Annotated in this window: 15 protein-coding genes; 8 read left to right on the top strand and 7 right to left on the bottom strand. The window is 70.5% G+C overall.

Annotated features, from left to right (window positions below; genetic code table 11):
- The first annotated feature begins 3 nt into the window (after positions 1-3).
- The 7 genes from AB5J53_RS07820 to AB5J53_RS07790 are packed head-to-tail and all read left to right on the top strand — an operon-like array spanning position 4 to position 7658.
- Positions 4-1029, top strand: coding sequence for an NAD-dependent epimerase/dehydratase family protein (locus AB5J53_RS07820; RefSeq protein WP_369244878.1), 1026 nt, complete (start codon positions 4-6; stop codon positions 1027-1029).
- On the top strand, positions 1017-2300 hold the full coding sequence (locus tag AB5J53_RS07815) for a DUF4910 domain-containing protein (protein ID WP_369244877.1): 1284 nt from the start codon (positions 1017-1019) through the stop codon (positions 2298-2300). Before AB5J53_RS07820 ends, AB5J53_RS07815 begins: the two co-directional genes overlap by 13 nt.
- Complete coding sequence (locus AB5J53_RS07810; RefSeq protein WP_369244876.1) at positions 2297-3604, top strand: hypothetical protein; 1308 nt, start codon at positions 2297-2299, stop codon at positions 3602-3604. Before AB5J53_RS07815 ends, AB5J53_RS07810 begins: the two co-directional genes overlap by 4 nt.
- The gene (locus AB5J53_RS07805) at positions 3601-4548 is read left to right on the top strand and encodes a glycosyltransferase family 2 protein (RefSeq protein ID WP_369244875.1); all 948 of its coding nucleotides are present in this window, start codon (positions 3601-3603) and stop codon (positions 4546-4548) included. Before AB5J53_RS07810 ends, AB5J53_RS07805 begins: the two co-directional genes overlap by 4 nt.
- Positions 4545-5777 (top strand): polysaccharide pyruvyl transferase family protein, encoded by a 1233-nt coding sequence (locus AB5J53_RS07800; RefSeq protein ID WP_369244874.1) that lies wholly within the window; start codon positions 4545-4547, stop codon positions 5775-5777. The genes AB5J53_RS07805 and AB5J53_RS07800 overlap by 4 nt, the downstream gene beginning before the upstream one ends.
- The gene (gene rfbC / locus AB5J53_RS07795) at positions 5774-6325 is read left to right on the top strand and encodes a dTDP-4-dehydrorhamnose 3,5-epimerase (RefSeq protein ID WP_369244873.1); all 552 of its coding nucleotides are present in this window, start codon (positions 5774-5776) and stop codon (positions 6323-6325) included. The genes AB5J53_RS07800 and rfbC overlap by 4 nt, the downstream gene beginning before the upstream one ends.
- A gap of 7 nt (positions 6326-6332) precedes the next feature.
- Positions 6333-7658, top strand: a complete 1326-nt coding sequence (locus tag AB5J53_RS07790) for a glutamate-1-semialdehyde 2,1-aminomutase (RefSeq protein ID WP_369244872.1) — start codon at positions 6333-6335, stop codon at positions 7656-7658.
- Positions 7659-7665: 7 nt separating this feature from the next.
- On the opposite strand, the gene AB5J53_RS07785 is transcribed toward AB5J53_RS07790, so the two are convergent.
- On the bottom strand, positions 7666-8352 hold the full coding sequence (locus AB5J53_RS07785) for a phosphatase PAP2 family protein (protein ID WP_369244871.1): 687 nt from the start codon (positions 8350-8352) through the stop codon (positions 7666-7668).
- A gap of 35 nt (positions 8353-8387) precedes the next feature.
- On the opposite strand from AB5J53_RS07785, the gene AB5J53_RS07780 reads away from it, so the two are divergent.
- The gene (locus tag AB5J53_RS07780) at positions 8388-8900 is read left to right on the top strand and encodes a hypothetical protein (RefSeq protein WP_369244870.1); all 513 of its coding nucleotides are present in this window, start codon (positions 8388-8390) and stop codon (positions 8898-8900) included.
- Between the two features lie 295 nt (positions 8901-9195).
- Here AB5J53_RS07780 and AB5J53_RS07775 read toward each other — a convergent pair whose 3' ends face one another.
- The 6 genes from AB5J53_RS07775 to AB5J53_RS07750 all read right to left on the bottom strand — a co-directional run bounded on the left by AB5J53_RS07775 (position 9196) and on the right by AB5J53_RS07750 (position 17818).
- Positions 9196-10416 carry a metallophosphoesterase gene (locus tag AB5J53_RS07775; RefSeq protein ID WP_369244869.1) on the bottom strand — a complete coding sequence of 407 codons (1221 nt, stop codon included), beginning with the start codon at positions 10414-10416 and terminating at the stop codon, positions 9196-9198.
- A gap of 1037 nt (positions 10417-11453) precedes the next feature.
- Entirely contained in the window at positions 11454-12977 is a 1524-nt protein-coding gene (locus tag AB5J53_RS07770) for an aldehyde dehydrogenase family protein (RefSeq protein ID WP_369244868.1), read from the bottom strand.
- 262 nt (positions 12978-13239) lie between these two features.
- Entirely contained in the window at positions 13240-14541 is a 1302-nt protein-coding gene (locus AB5J53_RS07765; protein ID WP_369244867.1) for a GAF domain-containing protein, read from the bottom strand.
- Between the two features lie 141 nt (positions 14542-14682).
- Positions 14683-15282 (bottom strand): N-acetylmuramoyl-L-alanine amidase, encoded by a 600-nt coding sequence (locus tag AB5J53_RS07760; protein WP_369244866.1) that lies wholly within the window; start codon positions 15280-15282, stop codon positions 14683-14685.
- A 41-nt stretch (positions 15283-15323) separates the two neighbouring features.
- Positions 15324-16337, bottom strand: coding sequence for an acetamidase/formamidase family protein (locus AB5J53_RS07755; protein WP_369244865.1), 1014 nt, complete (start codon positions 16335-16337; stop codon positions 15324-15326).
- Positions 16334-17818 carry an APC family permease gene (locus AB5J53_RS07750; protein ID WP_369244864.1) on the bottom strand — a complete coding sequence of 495 codons (1485 nt, stop codon included), beginning with the start codon at positions 17816-17818 and terminating at the stop codon, positions 16334-16336. The genes AB5J53_RS07755 and AB5J53_RS07750 overlap by 4 nt, the downstream gene beginning before the upstream one ends.
- Positions 17819-18049: the final 231 nt, after the last annotated feature.

Genomic DNA, 18049 nt, shown 5'->3' with positions numbered 1-18049 from the left:
ACTTTGCGCGTACTGCTGACCGGACACCAGGGCTACCTGGGCACCGTGATGGCCCCGGTCCTCGCGGCCGCCGGACACGAGGTCGTCGGCCTCGACGCCGGCCTGTTCGCCGACTGCGTCCTCGGCCCGGCGCCCGCGGACCCGTCGGGGCACCGGGTGGACCTGCGCGACGTCACGGCCGAACACGTGGCGGGGGTGGACGCCGTGATCCACCTGGCCGCGCTCTCCAACGACCCGCTGGGATCGCTGGCGCCGGAACTCACCTACGACATCAACCACCACGCGTCCGTACGGCTGGCCCGGCTGGCCCGCGACGCCGGAGTGCGGCGCTTCCTGTACGCGTCCACCTGCTCGGTCTACGGCGCCGCAGGCGGCGACGACCTGGTGACCGAGGACGCCCCGCTGCGCCCGGTGACGCCGTACGCGGAGTCCAAGGTGCGGGTGGAGGACGACCTGCACGCGCTGGCCGACGACGACTTCACCCCGGTGTTCATGCGCAACGCCACCGCTTTCGGCTATTCGCCCCGGCTGCGCGCCGACATCGTGCTGAACAACCTGGTGGGCCACGCCCTCCTGTCCGGCGAGGTGCTGGTGCTCTCCGACGGCACCCCCTGGCGCCCGCTGGTGCACGCCGCCGACATCGCAAGGGCCTTCACGGCCGCGCTGACCGCGCCGCAGGAAGCGGTGCACGACCGGGCGTTCAACATCGGCAGCGAGACCAACAACGTCACGGTCGCCGAGATCGCCGAACAGGTCGCCGAAGCGGTGACCGGCGCGAAGGTGAGGATCACCGGCGAGAACGGTGCCGATCCGCGGTCGTACCGGGTGGACTTCTCCCGGTTCCGCGCCGCAATTCCTGGCTTCGACTGCGAGTGGACGGTGAAGCAGGGCGCGCTCGAACTCGCCGACGCCTACCGGAAGTTCGACCTGACCCGGGAGGACTTCGAGCGACGCTTCACCCGCCTCGCCGTGCTGAGCGCGGCGTCCGACGCCGGCACCGTCGACGACACCCTGCGGTGGCGCCGATGACCGCAGTCGGCGAAGAGATGCACGCCCTGGTGGAGCGGCTGTACCCGCTGTGCCGGAGCATCACCGGCGACGGTGTGCGCGCCACCCTGGAGATCGTCGGCGAGTACGTCCCGCTGCAGGTGCACGAGGTGCCGACCGGGACGCAGGTGCTCGACTGGACGGTGCCGCAGGAGTGGAACATCCGCGACGCCTACATCGCCGACACCGCCGGCAACCGGGTCGTCGACTTCGCCGCGTCCAGCCTGCACGTGCTCGGCTACAGCGTGCCGGTGTCGGCGACCATGCCGCTGGCCGAGCTGCGCACGCACCTGCACACCCTTCCGGACCACCCGAGTTGGGTGCCGTACCGCACCAGCTACTACAAGCCGGAATGGGGATTCTGCCTGGCCCAGGAGACCCTGGACGCGCTGCCGGACGGCGACTACGAGGTACGCATCGACTCCACGCTCGAAGACGGCCACCTCACCTACGCCGAGCATGTCGTCCCCGGGCAGGTCCCCGACGAGGTGATCGTCTCCTGCCACGTCTGCCACCCGTCGCTGGCCAACGACAACCTGGCAGGCATCGCGGTGGCGACGTTCCTGGCCCGGGCGCTGGCACAGGAGACGCCGTACTACACCTACCGGTTCATCTACGCGCCCGGCACCATCGGGGCGATCACCTGGCTGGCCCGCAACGCGGAGCGGGTGGACCGGGTCAAGCACGGCCTCGTGCTCGCCTGCGCCGGGGACCGGGGCCAGTTGACGTACAAGCAGAGCAGACGCGGCGACGCGGAGATCGACCGGGTGATGCGGCATGTGCTGACCGCATCCGAACGCCCGCACCACGTCGACGAGTTCACCCCGTACGGCTACGACGAGCGGCAGTACTGCTCGCCCGGGTTCAATCTCGGCGTGGGCTCGCTCAGCCGGACCCCGTACGCCGGCTACCCCGAGTACCACACCTCGGCGGACAACCCGGACTTCGTCTTCCCGGAGGCGATGGCGGACACCCTTGCAGTCTGCCGCGAGGCGTTCGCCGTGCTCGACCGCAACCGGCGGTACCTCAACCTCAGCCCCTACGGCGAACCACAGCTGGGCCGACGCGGGTTGTACGACGCGCTCGGCGGCCGCAGCGACACCAAGCAGGCCCAGATGGCCATGCTCTGGGTGCTCAACCTCTCCGACGGCGAGCACAGTCTGCTGGACGTCGCCGAGCGGTCCGGGCTGCCGTTCGACACCGTGGCCGTCGCGGCCGACGCCCTGCACGGCGCCGGCCTGATCAAGGCATGACGCCGATGACCACCGAGGGGGAGAATCCGCAGACAACGGCGCCACCGGCCGGGTCCGCCAAGCGGGCCCTCGTCGGCCGGCTGTCCTGGGGACTGGCCGACCAGGCGGCCTCCAGCATCAGCAACTTCGCGGTGGGCATCTACGTGGCCCGCTCGCTGGGGGTGACCGCGTTCGGCGTGTTCAGCCTGGCCTGGGTGACCTACGGCGTGGTGCTCAACGTCTCCCGCGGCCTTGCCACCGACCCGCTCGTGGTGCGCTTCAGCGGCGTGCCGGACGCGTCCTGGCGCGGGGCTGTGGTCCGGTCGACGGGTACCGCGCTCGGCGTTGGTACCGCCCTCGGCGCGGTGTCCGTGGTGGCCGGGCTCGGCCTCGGCGGCCGCGTGGGGCCCGCGTTCGCCGCCCTTGGCGTCATGTTGCCGGGGCTGCTGCTCCAGGACGCCTGGCGGTTTGCGTTCTTCGCCGCCGGCACCGGGCGCAAGGCGTTCGTCAACGACGTCGTGTGGGGCATCGCGCTCATACCCGCCATGGTCGTGGCGGCCCGTGTGGGCAGCGTGGCCGCTTTCGTGCTCGCCTGGGGCGCGTCCGCCACGGTGGCCGCTGCGTACGGCTACTTCCAGTCCGACATCGGGCCCCGGGTGACCGAGGCGCGCGGGTGGCTTCGCGAGCAGCGCGATCTCGGCTACCGGTACCTGGTCGAGAACGTCAGCCTCAGCGGCGCGAGCCAGCTGCGGGCCTACGGGCTCGGCGCGATCGTCGGGCTCGGTGCGGTGGGTGCGGTGCGGGGCGCCGAGCTCCTGATGGGTCCCTTCCTCGCCGTACTCATGGGTCTCTCGCTGGTCACGGTCCCGGAAGCGGCACGCGTGCTGCGGCAGGCCCCGCACCGCCTCGGCAGGTTCTGTCTCCTCCTCGGTGGCGGGCAGGCCGGTGCCGCGCTGCTGTGGGGCGCGGCGCTGCTGCTGATGCCGGACCGGCTCGGCGAACTCGCCCTCGGCGACGTCTGGCACTCCTCCGCACAGCTCATCGTGCCGATCACCCTCGGCGTCGCGGGCGCGGGCCTCGGCACCGGCGCGGCGGCCGGGCTGCGCGCGCTCGGCGCGGCCCGACGCAGCCTGCGCTGCCAGCTGTTCGCCTCCGCCTGCTACGTCGGCGGCGGGCTCGGCGGGGCGGTCATGGCCGGCACGGTCGGCTCGGCCTGGGGCGTCGCCGCCGCGACCGTCAGCGGCTCGGCCGTGTGGTGGCTGCAACTGCGGTCCGCCCTGGGCGAGCACCGCCAGAACTCCATCCCCGAAGTGAGGACCTCATGACCGCCCAACCCAGGCTGAGCATCGGCCTGCCCGTGTACAACGGCGAGGAGTACCTGGCCGAGTCGCTCGACGCCCTGCTCGGCCAGACCTACGAGGACTTCGAGCTGGTCATCTCCGACAACGCCTCGACCGACGGGACCCAGGAGATCTGCCGCAAGTACGCCGCGCGGGACTCGCGCATCCGGTACCTCCGGCTGCCCCGCAACATCGGCGCCACGCCGAACCACAACCATGTGTTCGCCGAGTCCCGCGGCGAGCTGTTCAAGTGGGCCTCGCACGACGACCTTTACGCCCGCGACCTGCTGCAGCGCTGCGTTGAGGCGCTGGACGAGCGGCCGGACGTGATCCTCGCGCACGCCGACCAGGCGGTCATCGACGGCGACGGCCAGGTGACGGTCCCGTACGAGTACACGCTCGCCACCGACTCGCCGCACCCGCCGGAGCGCTTCCGCAGCATGCTGTTCGAGCCCGGCGGTGACGACTTCTACGGGGTGATCCGGGCCGACGCGCTGCGCCGGGTGAAGCCGATGGACAGCTACCACCACGCGGACCGCACGTTCGTCGCCGAGATCGCACTGCACGGGCGCTTCCACCAGGTGCCGGAACTCCTGTACTTCCGCCGCGACCACCCCACCCGCGCCGAGCGGGCGAACCCTTCCAAGCGCTCCCGGTGCGTCAACCTGGACCCGCGCCGGGCAGGCCGGCTGCACCCGACGCCCCGGCTGCTCGCCGAGTACATCTGGGGCTTCGCCTCGGCGATCCGGCGGGCGCCGTTGTCCCCGGCCGACCGGCGCGCGTGCTATCGCCACCTGGCCTCGTGGATGACCAGCCGGGTCCGGCCGGGCGCCGGCGAGCGGGTCGAGGACCGCGCCCCGGTCGACCCGGCCCTGCTCACGGTCTCCGTCGACGCCCTCGTCGCCGGCCGTGAGGGGAGGCAGGCATGACGTCCGCGGACGAAACTCCGGTGCGCGTCGGGGTGTTCGGCCTGCTCGGCTCCGGCAACCTCGGCAACGACGGGTCGCTCGAGGCCGTCCTCGGCTACCTGCGCGCCGAGCACCGGGAGGCGGTCGTGGACGCGCTGTGCGGCGGGCCCGAGGCCGTGACGACCCGGTTCGGGATCCCCGCGACGCGGCTCCACTGGTACCGCGGGGAGTACCGGACCGCGTCGCGTGCGGGCGCGGTCGCGGCGAAGGGTCTGGGCAAACTCGTCGACGTCTTCCGCACCGCCGCCTGGGTGCGCCGGCACGACGTGGTGATCGTGCCGGGCATGGGCGTCCTGGAGGCCACGCTGCCGCTGCGGCCGTGGGGTTTCCCGTACTCGCTGTTCCTGCTCTGCGCATCCGGCCGGCTGTTCGGCACCCGGGTCGCGCTGGTCAGCGTCGGCGCCGCGACGATCGGCAACCGGCCGACCCGGGCCCTGGTGCGCTGGTCGGCGCGGCTGGCCGCGTACCGGTCGTACCGGGACGCCCAGTCCCGCGACGCGATGCGGGCGATGGGCGTGGACACCGCGCGCGACGAGGTCTACCCGGACCTCGCCTTCTCCCTGCCGACGCCGCGGGCGAGCGCCCCCTCGGACTCGCCCGGCACGGTCTGCGTCGGCGTCATGGACTTCCACGGCGGCAACGACGACCGCGCCCGGGCCGAGGAGATATACCGGCGCTACCTCGACGGGACGATCCGGTTCGTCCGCACGCTGGTCGAGGAGGGCAGGCCGGTCCGGCTGCTCACCGGCGACGAATGCGACGCGTCGGTGGTCGCCGCGATCCTCGACGCGGTGGACTCGCCGCTGGTCACCGCTGCCGAGCCGTCCTCACTGGCCGACCTGATGAAGGAGATGGCGGCTGCCGACACCGTGGTGGCGATCCGGTACCACAACCTGATCTGCGCGCTGAAGACCGGTACGCCGGTGCTCGCTCTCTGTTACGCGGCCAAAAGCGACGCGCTCATGACGGAGATGGGCCTCGGCGCGTACTGCCATCCGGCGCGCGAGGTCGACGCCGACCGGCTGCTCGAGCAGTTCCGGGCGCTGGAGAAGCGATCGGCCGAGCTGCGGCAGACCCTCACCGAGCGGAACCAGGCCGCCGCCCGCCGACTTGACCACCAGTTCAACTCCTTGACCACGGCCCTGTTCCCTGCGGCCGACCACGCCCCCACCTCGCGGAAGGCTCCATGAAAGCGACCGAAGTCCCGGAGATCGCCGGCGCGTATCTCTTCGAACCGACGCCGTACGCCGACGAGCGCGGCTTCTTCTGCCGCACCTTCGACGCCGACGTGGTCCGCTCGGTGGGCCTCGACCCGGACGCCTTCGTCCAGGACAGCGTCTCTCGCTCGGTCCGGGGCGTGCTGCGCGGCCTGCACCTGCGCTCCGGCTTGGGCGAGGCCAAGCTGGTGCGGTGCTCGTACGGGAAGATCTTCGACGTCGTCGTGGACCTGCGGCCGGACTCGCCGACGTACCGCAACGTGGCCTCCTTCGAGCTGTCCGGCGAGACACAGACGACCCTGTACATCCCGGCGGGGTGCGCGCACGGCTTCCAGGCGCTGACCGAGACCGCCGACACCTCGTACCGGATCGACCGCCCGCACGATCCGGCCGAGGACCTGACGATTCGCTTCGACGACCCGGAGCTCGCCATTCCCTGGCCGCTGCCGGTCGCATCGATGTCCCAGCGGGACCGGGAGGCGCCGAGCCTCGCCCAGGTCCTGAAGCAGAAAGAGAGCTGAAGTCAGCGTGGACACCGAAGAGTTCCTCCTGCCCCGGTCGCGGACGGCGAACGAGCGGCTGCACGCCATGATCCCCGGGGGTGCGCACACCTACGCCAAGGGCGACGACCAGTACCCCGAGAACTTGGCCCCGGTCATCAGCCACGGCCGCGGTGCCCACGTGTGGGACATCGACGGCAACCGCTACATCGAGTACGGCTCCGGCCTGCGATCGGTCAGCCTCGGCCACGCCCACCCACGCGTGAACGAAGCGGTGCGCAGGGAAATCGACCGCGGCAGCAACTTCGTTCGGCCGTCCATCGTGGAGGTCGAGGCCGCGGAACGCTTCCTGGCCACGGTGCCGACCGCGGAGATGGTGAAGTTCGCGAAGAACGGCTCCGACGTCACCACCGCCGCGGTGCGACTCGCCCGTGCCGTCACCGGGCGCCCGCGGGTGGCCATCTGCGCCGACCATCCGTTCTTCTCCGTCGACGACTGGTTCATCGGCACCACGCCGATGGCCGCCGGTATTCCGGCGGCGACCACCGAGCTCACCGTGGCGTTCCCTTACGGGGACCTGGCCGCCACGGAGGAGCTGCTCACCCGGTACCAGGACGAGGTCGCCTGCCTGATTCTCGAACCTGCCGGCCACACCGAGCCGCCTCCCGGATACCTCGCCGGCCTGCGCGAACTGGCCGACCGGCACGGCTGCGTACTGATCTTCGATGAGATGATCACCGGCCTGCGCTGGTCCGAGGCGGGCGCCCAGGGCCTGTACGGCGTCGTCCCCGACCTCTCCACGTTCGGCAAGGCGCTGGGCAACGGGTTCGCCGTCTCCGCGCTGGCCGGGCGCCGCGAGCTGATGGAGCGGGGCGGGCTGCGTCACTCCGGCGACCGGGTGTTCCTGCTGTCCACCACGCACGGTGCGGAAACGCATTCCCTGGCAGCCGCGATGGCCGTGCAAAGCACCTACGTCGAGGAGGGCGTCACCGCGCGGCTGCACGCCCTCGGCGAGCGGCTGGCCGCCGGTGTCCGCGACGCTGCGGCCGGCATGGGCGTCGGCGACCACATCGTCGTCCGGGGCCGGGCCAGCAACCTGGTCTTCGCCACCCTGGACGAGAACCGGCAGCCGTCGCAGCAGTACCGCACCCTGTTCCTGCGCCGGCTCCTCGCGGGCGGAGTGCTGGCCCCGTCGTTCGTGGTGAGCAGCGCGCTCGACGACGCGGACATCGACCGCACCGTCGACGTGGTGGCCCAGGCATGTGCGGTATACCGGAAGGCACTGGACGCCGGTGACCCCACCCCCTGGCTGGGCGGACGACCGGTGAAGCCCGTATTCCGCCGCTTGGCGTGACGTGACGTCAGCGATGCTCCCGTCGACCGGCGTCGGCCATCCGATCGGCCAGCCGGTCAGCCATCCGGTCGACCAGCCACGCGGTCGCCGGTATCACCGCCAGCGCGGTGCACCAGCCGCCGAGGACATCGGTCGGGTAGTGCGCGCCCAGGGCGACCTGCGCCCATCCCATCGCGGCGCCGGCAACCAGCGCCGCGGCGAACACGAGTGACGTGCCGGCCGTCCTGCCGAGGCCGAGCCGGCCAGTCGCGAGCAACGCCGCCATGAGGGCGAGCGCGGTGAAGAAGGCGGTGTGCCCGCTCGGATAGGACAGGTTGCCGTCACCGTGGATGGTGCGTCCCACCAGCGACTTGAGCAGTGTCGCCGTCCCCACGCTCATGCCGACCCCGGCAACGATGAGCACCGCTGCGCGAGGACGCCGAAGCAGCAGGCAGCCGCCCACGGCGGCCACGACCAACATCGCCGATCCGGCGGGCTCCCCCAAGAAGTCCAGGGCCAGAGCGACGCGCCGCCACGGCGGCCGCACACTGTCCGCCGTCGGCTGGATGATCCACCTGTCCACCCTGCCGGGCTCGCTGTGGCCGGCGTACAGGACCCCGAGCACGACGACCACCAGCGCGGCGAGGGCCGCGATCAGCCCGAGTCGCACGCGCAGCGATGGGGGCAGCACCGCGGGTGGGGGCCGGCCGGTCACACGCCCACCGCGTCTGCGGTGCCCAGCGTCGGGCGGTGCGGGATTACGTCGCCGCCCTGCCGGCGCCGCGGGACCGCAACAAGACGCTGACCGTGTCGGTGGAGCCGGTGACCGCGCCCCACGACTGTGGGGTGTTGTTTCCTGACGGCTCCGGTTCCCGGAAGTCCGGGCACGCCACGGCTTACTGCCCGCTGCCACCCGCCGACATGGCCGGGATCGTCAGCCTGTATGGGCTGCGCGGCTGGACCGAGCAAGATGACAAGCCCGTGAAGCACGAACTGGTCTTGGCCGACTTCCAGCTCCGCTCCGGCCAGGCGATCCAACGCGAGCCCCCCGTCGTGTCCGACCCATTCTGTGCAGCCCCGAACTCGCCAGCCTGGCTATCGCCCTGGTCAAGGGCATCGGGATCAGCCTCTCCTTGTCACCCTAACCAACAATCCGGTCGCGCGAGCAGTGCCAAAACAACTCCGGAAGGAAATAGCGGAGATAAAGCGGGCAACGAGGCCGAACGAGCAGCCCATACCCGTTTGGACGGTCAAGGATGGTGATTTCGCTCTGAGGCTGCCTGGAGAGCCATAGTTCTCTCCAGGTAACCGACTTGGGCCCTCTAGAAGAACCCGAGCTTCTGCGCCGAGTACGACACCAGCAGATTCTTCGTCTGCTGGCGGTATAGGCGTCACGCGTCGCTGACCTGCGTAAAACGTGGCCACGTATGGCTCGTTGGAGCCGTCGGCCCGGGAACGGTCCGGATCTTGTCCTCAGCGAGACGGGCCTGGTCATCTGTCGACGCCGCATCCCTCGGCTCGTGGACTGCTCCAAGCGGATGTGTCGGCCCGTCGAGTGCTACATCGAGGTGGGCAGGTGCGGGGAGCGGAGCACGAGCAGGGTGATCTCGCTGGGGGCGAAGACGCGGAACGGCGGGCCCCAGAAGCCGGTGCCGCGGCTGGTGTAGAGGAGGGTGCGGGGGCCGTGGTGGCTGAGGCCGGCGAGGGCGGGCTGGTCGATGCGGACCAGGTGATGGAAGGGCCAGATCTGGCCGCCGTGGGTGTGGCCGGAGAGCTGGAGGTCGATGCCGCCGGCTGCCGCCCGGTCGATGAACTTGGGCTGGTGTGCCAAGAGCAGGACGGGTAGGTCGGGGTCGGCGCCGTTCAAGGCTCCGGCGAGGTGGGCGCGGTGGCCTGCCAGGCCGGAGGACTCGGCGGTGACGTCATCCACGCCGGCGACCACGAGGGTGTCGCCTCCGCGTTCGAGCAGCAGATGGCGGTTGCGCAGCGGCTCCCAGCCCAGCTCGTCCATCAGGTCGACCCAGCCCTGGGCCTCGCTGAAGTACTCGTGGTTGCCGGTGACGTAGACCCGGGCCCGGGTGGCCCGCACGGTTCCGAGTGGGGCGGCCTGGGCGCGGCGGCGTTCGGCCGTGCCGTCCGCGATGTCACCGGTGTGGCAGACCAGGTCGGCTTCCAGGGTGTTCACCGTCTCGCATACCCGCGCCGACCAGCGAGTGCGATCGAGGGGACCGTAGTGGGTGTCGGTGATGAGGACGACGCGGATGCCGTCCAACCCGGCACCCAGCCGTGGGAGCTGCACGTCGAGTCGGCGCACGCGTGGCACGCGGCGGGCTTCGGCGTACCCCCAGGCGAGTAGTACGGCGGTTATGCCGAGGACGGCCCAAGTGACAATTCGAGCCCGGTCCTGACTCTCGTCGACGCCGGCCACGGTCAGTACGAGCCGCAATGGGAGGCCGAGCAGAATGGACCAGGTGAACAGAACCCAACTGGTGCCCAGCAGGGTGTCACCGACGATCGCCGCCCGGTCCTGCTGGCGCCGGCCGTGGCCGCGCACCATCGCGAGCGGCATACCGACGAGGCCGAGGGCGAACAGGGCGGTGCCGGCGAGCGTGACGGGCAGCGGCCAGTGCTGGCCGCTGTGCAGGAGCACCCAGCAGGGCACGGCCCACAGCAGGACGGGGGCGATCAGGGGGATGTAGCGCATCAGGCGGTGCAGTCTGTTCTGCCGCGGCGCTTGCGCTTCACTGTCGGCGGGTCGGGTGTCGCTGGTGTCGGTCACGCTTCCCCTCTCTGACCAGGCTGCCGTCTCGCGCACTGTATCCGGTCGTCCTCGGACTGGCCGGACGGGCGTTCATGGGTGCGGCCCCTTGGGGCGAAGGGTTCTCTGAGGGATGGCAAGACCCCACCGTAGACTCCACGTCGTCGGCCAGACACACGATGACCCCCGTGAAGCAGTGGCGCACGACCAGGTGCGCCCAGAGCTCCTGCCGCCCAGATTCAGGTCTCCCGAGCACAGGACCTCAACCGGCCCACGCTGGAAAGTCTTGATCTGCCGGAACGCCGACTGCGCCTCCCACCTCGCTTGGTAGAGCCCCGCCAACTCCGCGGCCCGAGAAGCCTGCGGGGCCAGCAGGTCAGTCAACCGCCTGACTACGTCGCCACCGTCGACGCGGTACTCGATCACCGGACGAGCACCCCTCCAGGATGCGCGTCTTATTGCCCGCCCAGATTCATATTCCCCAAGTAGGTCCCGTCGGGCAGATACTCGACCAGGCGCAGCGAGGGTCTGCCTGTGCAGCGGCGGAAGATCGCCAACGCCGTAGCACCCTCTACTGTGGAGCAGGGCACCCTGATCCGGAACCGGGAGAAATCCGACACCCTAGTACACCCGCAACCTCGAACTCATCGACGACAACCGCCGATAGGCCCGCACCGGGGAGCCCTGCCTGCTCCGAGCTGGCTCCCCGACCCTTGGGCCGGGAGGATGGGAGCGGCTGTCCGGCTGGCAACAGGACCGGGTGGAGGCCCCCGCGGAAACGGGGCTGGCCCGCCTGGAGGCCCTGTTGGCGCAGCAGGGTGGCGCGCCGCGGCTGCTGGCCGACCGGCTCGGACCCGCAGTTTCACCCCCCACTCACGCGGAGCAGCTTCGGACACGAGCCGTCCTTGGCGAGGGACGGGGGTCCATCCCTGTACGCACAGGGATGGACCCCCGACGAACGGTGCTTCGCAGTGGCCGCGCGCACGAAGCGAGGCAAGGGAGTGTCGTACTGGGTTGCCTGGAGGGCAACAGTGCCTCCAGGCAACCCACTTGAGGCTCTAGAAGAAGCCGAGTTTCTGAGGGCTGTAAGAACAAAGAATGTTCTTCGTCTGTTGGTAGTGCTCCAGCATCATCTTGTGGTTCTCGCGGCCGATCCCGGACTGCTTGTATCCGCCGAACGCGGCGTGCGCCGGGTACGCGTGGTAGCAGTTCGTCCAGACACGGCCGGCCTGGATCGCGCGGCCCGCCCGGTAGGCGGTGTTGATGTCCCGCGTCCACACGCCCGCCCCGAGCCCGTACAGCGTGTCGTTCGCGATCTTGATGGCATCGTCGAAGTCGTCGAACGACGTGACCGAAACGACCGGTCCGAAGATCTCCTCCTGGAAGATCCGCATACGGTTGTCGCCCTCGAAGATCGTCGGCTGGACGTAGTAGCCACCCTTCAACTCACCGTCGTGCTCGATGCGTTCACCCCCGGTGAGGACCTTGGCCCCCTCCTGCCGGCCGATGTCCAGGTAGGAGAGGATCTTCTCCAACTGGTCGTTGGAGGCCTGGGCGCCGATCATCGTGTCGGTGTCGAGGGGATGGCCGGGCTTGATGAGTTCGGTGCGGGCGACCGCCGCTTCCAGGAACTCGCGGTAGTGGCCGCGCTGGATCAGCGCGCGGGACGGGCACGTGCACACCTCGCCCTGGTTGAGCGCGAACATCGTGAAGCCTTCGAGCGCCTTGTCGCGGAAGTCGTCGTCGGCCGCCCACACGTCGTCGAAGAAGATGTTCGGGGACTTGCCGCCGAGCTCCAGCGTGACCGGCTTGATGTTCTCGGAGGCGTACTGCATGATCAGCCGCCCCGTCGTCGTCTCGCCCGTGAACGCGACCTTCGCCACCCGGGGGCTGGACGCGAGGGGCTTTCCCGCCTCCACGCCGAAGCCGTTGACGATGTTCACGACACCCGGGGGCAGCAGATCCGCGATCAGGCTCATCCAGTAGTGGATGGAGGCCGGGGTCTGCTCGGCGGGCTTGATGACGACCGCGTTGCCCGCGGCAAGCGCCGGGGCGAGCTTCCAGACCGCCATCAGGATGGGGAAGTTCCACGGAATGATCTGCGCGACCACGCCGAGCGGCTCGTGGAAGTGGTACGCGACGGTGTCGTCGTCGACCTCGCCGAGCGAACCCTCCTGGGCGCGGATCGCTCCCGCGAAGTAGCGGAAGTGGTCGATCGCGAGCGGGATGTCGGCCGCCAGGGTCTCGCGCACGGGCTTGCCGTTCTCCCAGCTCTCGGCGACCGCCAGCTTCTCCAGGTTCGCCTCCATCCGATCAGCGATCTTGAGCAGGATGTCGGCGCGCGCGGTCACGGACGTGCGCCCCCAGCCGGGCGCCGCCGCGTGCGCCGCGTCCAGCGCGCGCTCCACGTCCTCGGCGGTGCCCCGCGCGACCTCCGTGAACGGCTGCCCGTTCACCGGACTCGGGTTCTCGAAGTACTGTCCGCGAGCCGGCGGTACGTACTCTCCGCCGATGAAGTGGTCATAACGCGCCTGGTAGGAGACGATCGCGCCCTCGGTGCCGGGCGCCGCGTAACGGGTCATGCTGGTCTGCCTCCCGGAGAAGCGCTGCCCGCCGTTGGGCAGCTCTCGCCGCGAGGCTAGGAGCACGGACGTTGCAAGGACGTTGCGCGATGCCTGGCAGCCGTGCGGCGCTCACACCGCGCGGCACCTGGCACTCGTGCGGCGCCTCGCACATTGTGCGGTGCCCGGCACCCGGTTCGTTCGGCCACGCCGGTGGTGCGGTGGCCGGTGCCGGTGCCGGTGCCCGAGCCGGTGGCTTGGACGGGGGCCTTGGGCGCGCCCGTCAGGGTCGCGCCGGTCGCTCCCGCCCGCGCGGTGCGGGACGCAGCCGGCCCGGAGGCGCCGACAGCTCGGACTCCAACGCCTCCAGTCGCGCCCGCACGGCCGCCGTCGGCCGCACGGCGGCCAGCGCCCGCCAAACGTCGAGGTCGTCCTCGCCCCAGGGTGCGCGGGCCCAGTCGGCCAGCAAATCGGGGTCACGACGGGCGATGAGCGCCGTACGCAGCCCGTCCGCCAGCCTGTGCCGCAGCCGCACCACTGCTGGGGCACCCGAACCCGGCAGCAGCGGACCGGCGTACACCGCAGCGGCCCCGGTGACCGCCCCGGTGCCGAGCCGCCGCTCCACCACCGCGACATCGGACTCGACCGGCGCCGTCAGCCGATAGGGCCGCGAACCCAGCAGGCCCGGCCCGAGGACCCGGCGCAGCCGTGCCAGTTCGGCGCGCAGCGTCACCGGCGTCACCGACTCGTCCTCGTACAGCGCGCACAACAACTCGTCGCCCGTCAGACCTTCCGGGTGCCGAGCCAGCAGCACCAGGATCTCGCTGTGCCTGCGGCTGAGCCTGATCTTCCGGCCGCCCGCGAGCAGTTGCGCCTCGTCGCGGCCCAGCGCGGTCAGTTCGACGGTGTCCGTCATGGCCTTCGGCGGTGTGAGCAATGCCAGTTGGGACTCCGCGGCGCGCGCCACCGCCTGCACGAAGCCGAGACTGTGCGGATGCGCGAGACCGTCCCCACCGGTGATGTCCACCGCACCGAGCACCCGCCCGGTGCGTGGGTCGTGCACCGGCGCCGCCGCGCACGTCCAGGGCTGGACTCGCCGGATGAAGTGCTCCGCCGCGAACACCTGCACCGGCCGGTCGACGGCAACGGCCGTACCCGGCGCGTTCGTACCCACCGCCGTCTCCGACCACCGCGCACCCGGCACGAAGTTCATCCGCCCCGCCTGCCGCCGCGTGGCTGGATGGCCCTCGACCCACAGCAGCCGACCCTGCGCGTCGCACACCGCAAGGAGGTGCTCCCCGTCCGCCGCGAACGTCCCCATGAGTTCGCGGAACAGCGGCATCACCCGGGCCAGCGGATGCTCCGCCCGATATGAGCCGAGATCCCCGTCCATGAGCTCCACACTCGCGGTGCCGTCCGGTACGACACCGGCCCGCGCCGAACGCCGCCACGAGTCGGCCACCACGGAACGCACCGGCCGCGGCACCGTGCCCGCCTCGGTGAACGCCTCGTGGGCGCGGCGCAGGATCCGCACCCGCTCGACGGGATCGGTCCCCGGTTCCAGGGCCACCCATGGATCGCTCAATTCGGCCTCCCGGAAGGCGATGCGGCTGGGACCATCGTCACTTCCGGTGCGGGCGCGGACAAGCTGTGTGACCGTGCTCCGCACCCGCCGCCCACATCACCGACGCCTTCCGGACACTCCCGAGGCCTTCGATCCCTTGGATCAGGCGAAGTTGACGAGCCTTATGTAGCGCGTCCAGTCCCAGTTCGGCCCCGGGTCGGTGTGGTCGGTACCCGGTACCTCGTAATGGCCGAGGATGTGGGCGCGGTCTTTGGGGATGCTGTATCTGGTGCAGATCGCGGCCGTGAGCCTGGCCGACTCCTCGTACAGGGCGTTGGTGAAGTAGGCGGGCCGGTCCACCCAGCCCTCGTGCTCGATGCCGATGCTGCGCGTGTTGTAGTCCCAGTTCCCCGCGTGCCAGGCGATGTCGTGCTCTTTGACGCACTGCGCGACATGTCCGTCGGCCGATCGCACGAGGTAGTGGGCGGACACCTCCTTCTTCGGGTTCTGGAAGACGGACAGGGTGTCGGGGTAGGTCGCCTGGGTGACATGGATGATCACGTAGTCGAGCGGATAGTCCGTCGGCCGGTTGGACGCCGTGTAGTTGGACGCGCTCGCCTGTGTCCATTCGGCGCCCGGGTAGTCCACCGACGCAGCCTCTGCGCCGGCCCGGGTGTTGGGGAGTAACGAGTAGGGGAGGGCGGCGAGGGCTGCGCCCTTCAGCAGCCGCCGCCGGCTCGGGAACGATCCGGCCCGTTCCATGGAGTGTCTGCCTTTCGATGGTGGGGGGTGACGACGCCGGCTCAGCGTCGGAGTACCGCCGCTGTGTCGCGCATCTGTGCGTGCAGTCCGCGATGTGTCTCCCGTGCGGGCAGCCATTCCTTGCGGAGCTTGGCGACACATGTGTAGTTGGTGTCGCAGACGTTGGCGAGCGGCGACTCGACCGCCTGGGTCGCGAACTGGTACGCGTCCAACTCGCTGAACCCGTAGTCACGCACCAGCCACTGCACCAGGTCGAGCTGGGATATCCGGAACGCGTCCTCCAAGGGGCGTGCCGAGCCGGTCGAGATGATGTGCGTGTCGGACTCGATGCGCGGCCAGGGGGTGGCCACTCCCTTGAGCAGTTCGACGATCACCACCGTGTTCATCGCGCACTCGACGGCGACTCCGCAGGTCTCGCCCTCGCCCTGCCGTGCGTGCCCGTCACCGAGGCTCAACAGGGCACCCTCGACGTTCACTCCGAGGTAGCAGGTCACGCCGGCCCGCATCTCCGGGGTGTCCATGTTCCCGCCGTGTGCGTCGGGCACCAGCGCGGAGCGCACCTCCAGGTTCGCGGGCGCCACGCCGACGGTTCCATGCATCGGATCCATCGGCAGCTCGATCCGGATGTCACTGTCTCGCGCGCTGAACAGTGCCGTGCGCCGCTCCCGGTCGAGCTGCCAGATCCACACGGTCTCCGGCAGTGGTGGCTGCAGCGTGGCCGTGGTGTGCGTGGAAGTGAGCGCACCGAAGAGGGGAACCGTCGTCGATGCCGCCCAGTCGCGGGCCGGTTCTATCGACACGAAGTGGACCGCGACCGTGTCGCCCGGCTCGGCTCCCTCCACATGGAAGGGACCCGTCTGCGGGTTCAGGAACGGAAACTCGCACACGTCGGACACCAGGTCCTTCTCGGAGCGCACCCGTCCGGCGAAGCAGTCCTCGGTGTAGAGATCCAGGACCGTGCCGGGCGCGATACGCGCCACGGGCGGCGCGCCGCCGAACGTCCAGGCGTACTCGCCCGGCGCGGGCCGCACGGTCAGGATCCGGGGGTCGCTCATGACTGCACAGCTCCGCTCTGCCGGGGGTCGGGGGTGGAGGTCTCGTCGAGATGGACACGGGCGGTCTCGGCTATGCGCCCGGGGTGACGGCGCACCAGGACGATCAATACCACGACCCCCGCGATCATCCAGGCACCGACGACCGGTCCCGCGTATGAGACGGGCGCGGTCAGCTCGGATACGAAGTCGAAGACCGGCAGGCCCGCCGCGGTCAGCAGCGCGGGAACGAAGGCGACGATGCCGAGCAGCGGGAACAGCAGATGCCGCACCGGTTTGAGCAATTCCCGCCTGCGGCGCAGGAAGTAGCCCGCACAAGCGAGATTCACCACGATGTAAACGCCGATCACCACCGTGACGATCACTGTCGCGAGCAGGAGGAACGCGGTCACGGGGTCGTAGTAAAAGCCGAGCCCCAGCATGGCCGCGAGCGCCACGGCGCACTGCACGGCGACTCCGGCGACGGGGGAGCGGTGCCTGGGGTGCACGCGCGCGAAGAGCTGTGGGAACACCCGGATCCGCCCCAGGGCGAAGGCGGTTCGCGTGGAGACATTGGCGCAGGCGTTGGCGTTCGCGATCGTCGAGTTGACCACCGCGAGGAACACCAGCACCCAGAACAGGCCGAACGAAGTGCGGGCCACGCCCTCCCAGGACGCGGCGCCGGAGGCCCCGAACCCGGCGAAGCGGTCAGGTCCGAAGTACACGGCCATGGCGTAGGTCGTCAGGACGTAGACGAGGCCGATCGCGAGCGCCGCGCCGAGGACGGCCCGGTGCATCGTGCGGCGCGGATCCTTTGTCTCCTCCGCGAGCGGCGCCGCCGCCTCGAACCCGGCGAAGGCGAGCACCGTGTACACCGATCCCGCGAACACGCCGCTGATGCCGTGGAATCCCTCGGCCGTGTGCGACGTGCCGAACACCGACAATGTGTTGTCACCGCCCGCCTTGACGATCAGCCATACCGCGAAGACCACGAAGACCAGCACCTCGAACACTCCGAGGACGGTTCCGAAGCGGGCCGAGGCGCGCACTCCGAAGTAGCCCGCCAGAGCGATCACCGCCGCGCCGGCGAGTGACCAAGGCCACCACAGGTCGTCCGGATACGACGACCACTCCTGGTGCAGCGTGCCCGCCGTGGTGAACCCGAGCTGCAGGAGCAGCAGCGGCGGCACCAGCGCCTCGACGAACACATAGCCCCAGCCCACGAGGAATCCGACGGCCGGGTGGAGTCCCTGTGCCGCGTACGTGGCCACCGATCCCGCGGCGGGCAGCTGCCGTGCCAGCTCGGCCACGCACGACGCGGTGAACAGACACGCCACCAGGGCGATCAGCACGGACAACGGCAGACTGCCGCCCGCGAAGGCAGCGCCCGACGGAATGGACGCGGCGACCGCCGCGGCCGGCGCCATGGCCGTGATGCTCTGGAACAGCACCTCGCGCAGCCCGATCGCCTCGCGCCGCAGTCCTGGAACCGTCTCCCCCGACATGTGACCCCCCCCGATTCGCCCGGACACGCAGTCATCGGTCCGACGGCTGCGCCTCGCGTGAATTACGGTACGGCGCTTGCCGGTTGGGCAGGAAGAGCGAGGCGTGAGTCGGTGGACAAGCCCGGGACTGTGGACAACTCGGCCACCCGAAAGGGGGAATTGGTGCCCGGCGGGGCGTCCCTCGCCTCTCCCCGTACGCCGCTTTCTGCGCCCGGCTGCCCGCTGCGCCCG

It is taken from the genome of Streptomyces sp. R41 (assembly GCF_041053055.1).
Taxonomy (GTDB): domain Bacteria; phylum Actinomycetota; class Actinomycetes; order Streptomycetales; family Streptomycetaceae; genus Streptomyces.
The sequence above is the reverse complement of the archived record's forward strand: the minus strand, read 5'-3'. Positions and strand labels throughout refer to the sequence as shown.

Bases quoted from the DNA above. Each gene is read 5' to 3' on its own strand.
- AB5J53_RS07810 (WP_369244876.1), top strand. From the start codon at position 2,297: ATGACGCCGATGACCACCGAGGGGGAGAATCCGCAGACAACGGCGCCA.
- AB5J53_RS07805 (WP_369244875.1), top strand. From the start codon at position 3,601: ATGACCGCCCAACCCAGGCTGAGCATCGGCCTGCCCGTGTACAACGGC.
- AB5J53_RS07800 (WP_369244874.1), top strand. From the start codon at position 4,545: ATGACGTCCGCGGACGAAACTCCGGTGCGCGTCGGGGTGTTCGGCCTG.
- rfbC (WP_369244873.1), top strand. From the start codon at position 5,774: ATGAAAGCGACCGAAGTCCCGGAGATCGCCGGCGCGTATCTCTTCGAA.
- AB5J53_RS07770 (WP_369244868.1), bottom strand. From the start codon at position 12,977: ATGACCCGTTACGCGGCGCCCGGCACCGAGGGCGCGATCGTCTCCTAC.
- AB5J53_RS07760 (WP_369244866.1), bottom strand. From the start codon at position 15,282: ATGGAACGGGCCGGATCGTTCCCGAGCCGGCGGCGGCTGCTGAAGGGC.
- AB5J53_RS07755 (WP_369244865.1), bottom strand. From the start codon at position 16,337: ATGAGCGACCCCCGGATCCTGACCGTGCGGCCCGCGCCGGGCGAGTAC.
- AB5J53_RS07750 (WP_369244864.1), bottom strand. From the start codon at position 17,818: ATGTCGGGGGAGACGGTTCCAGGACTGCGGCGCGAGGCGATCGGGCTG.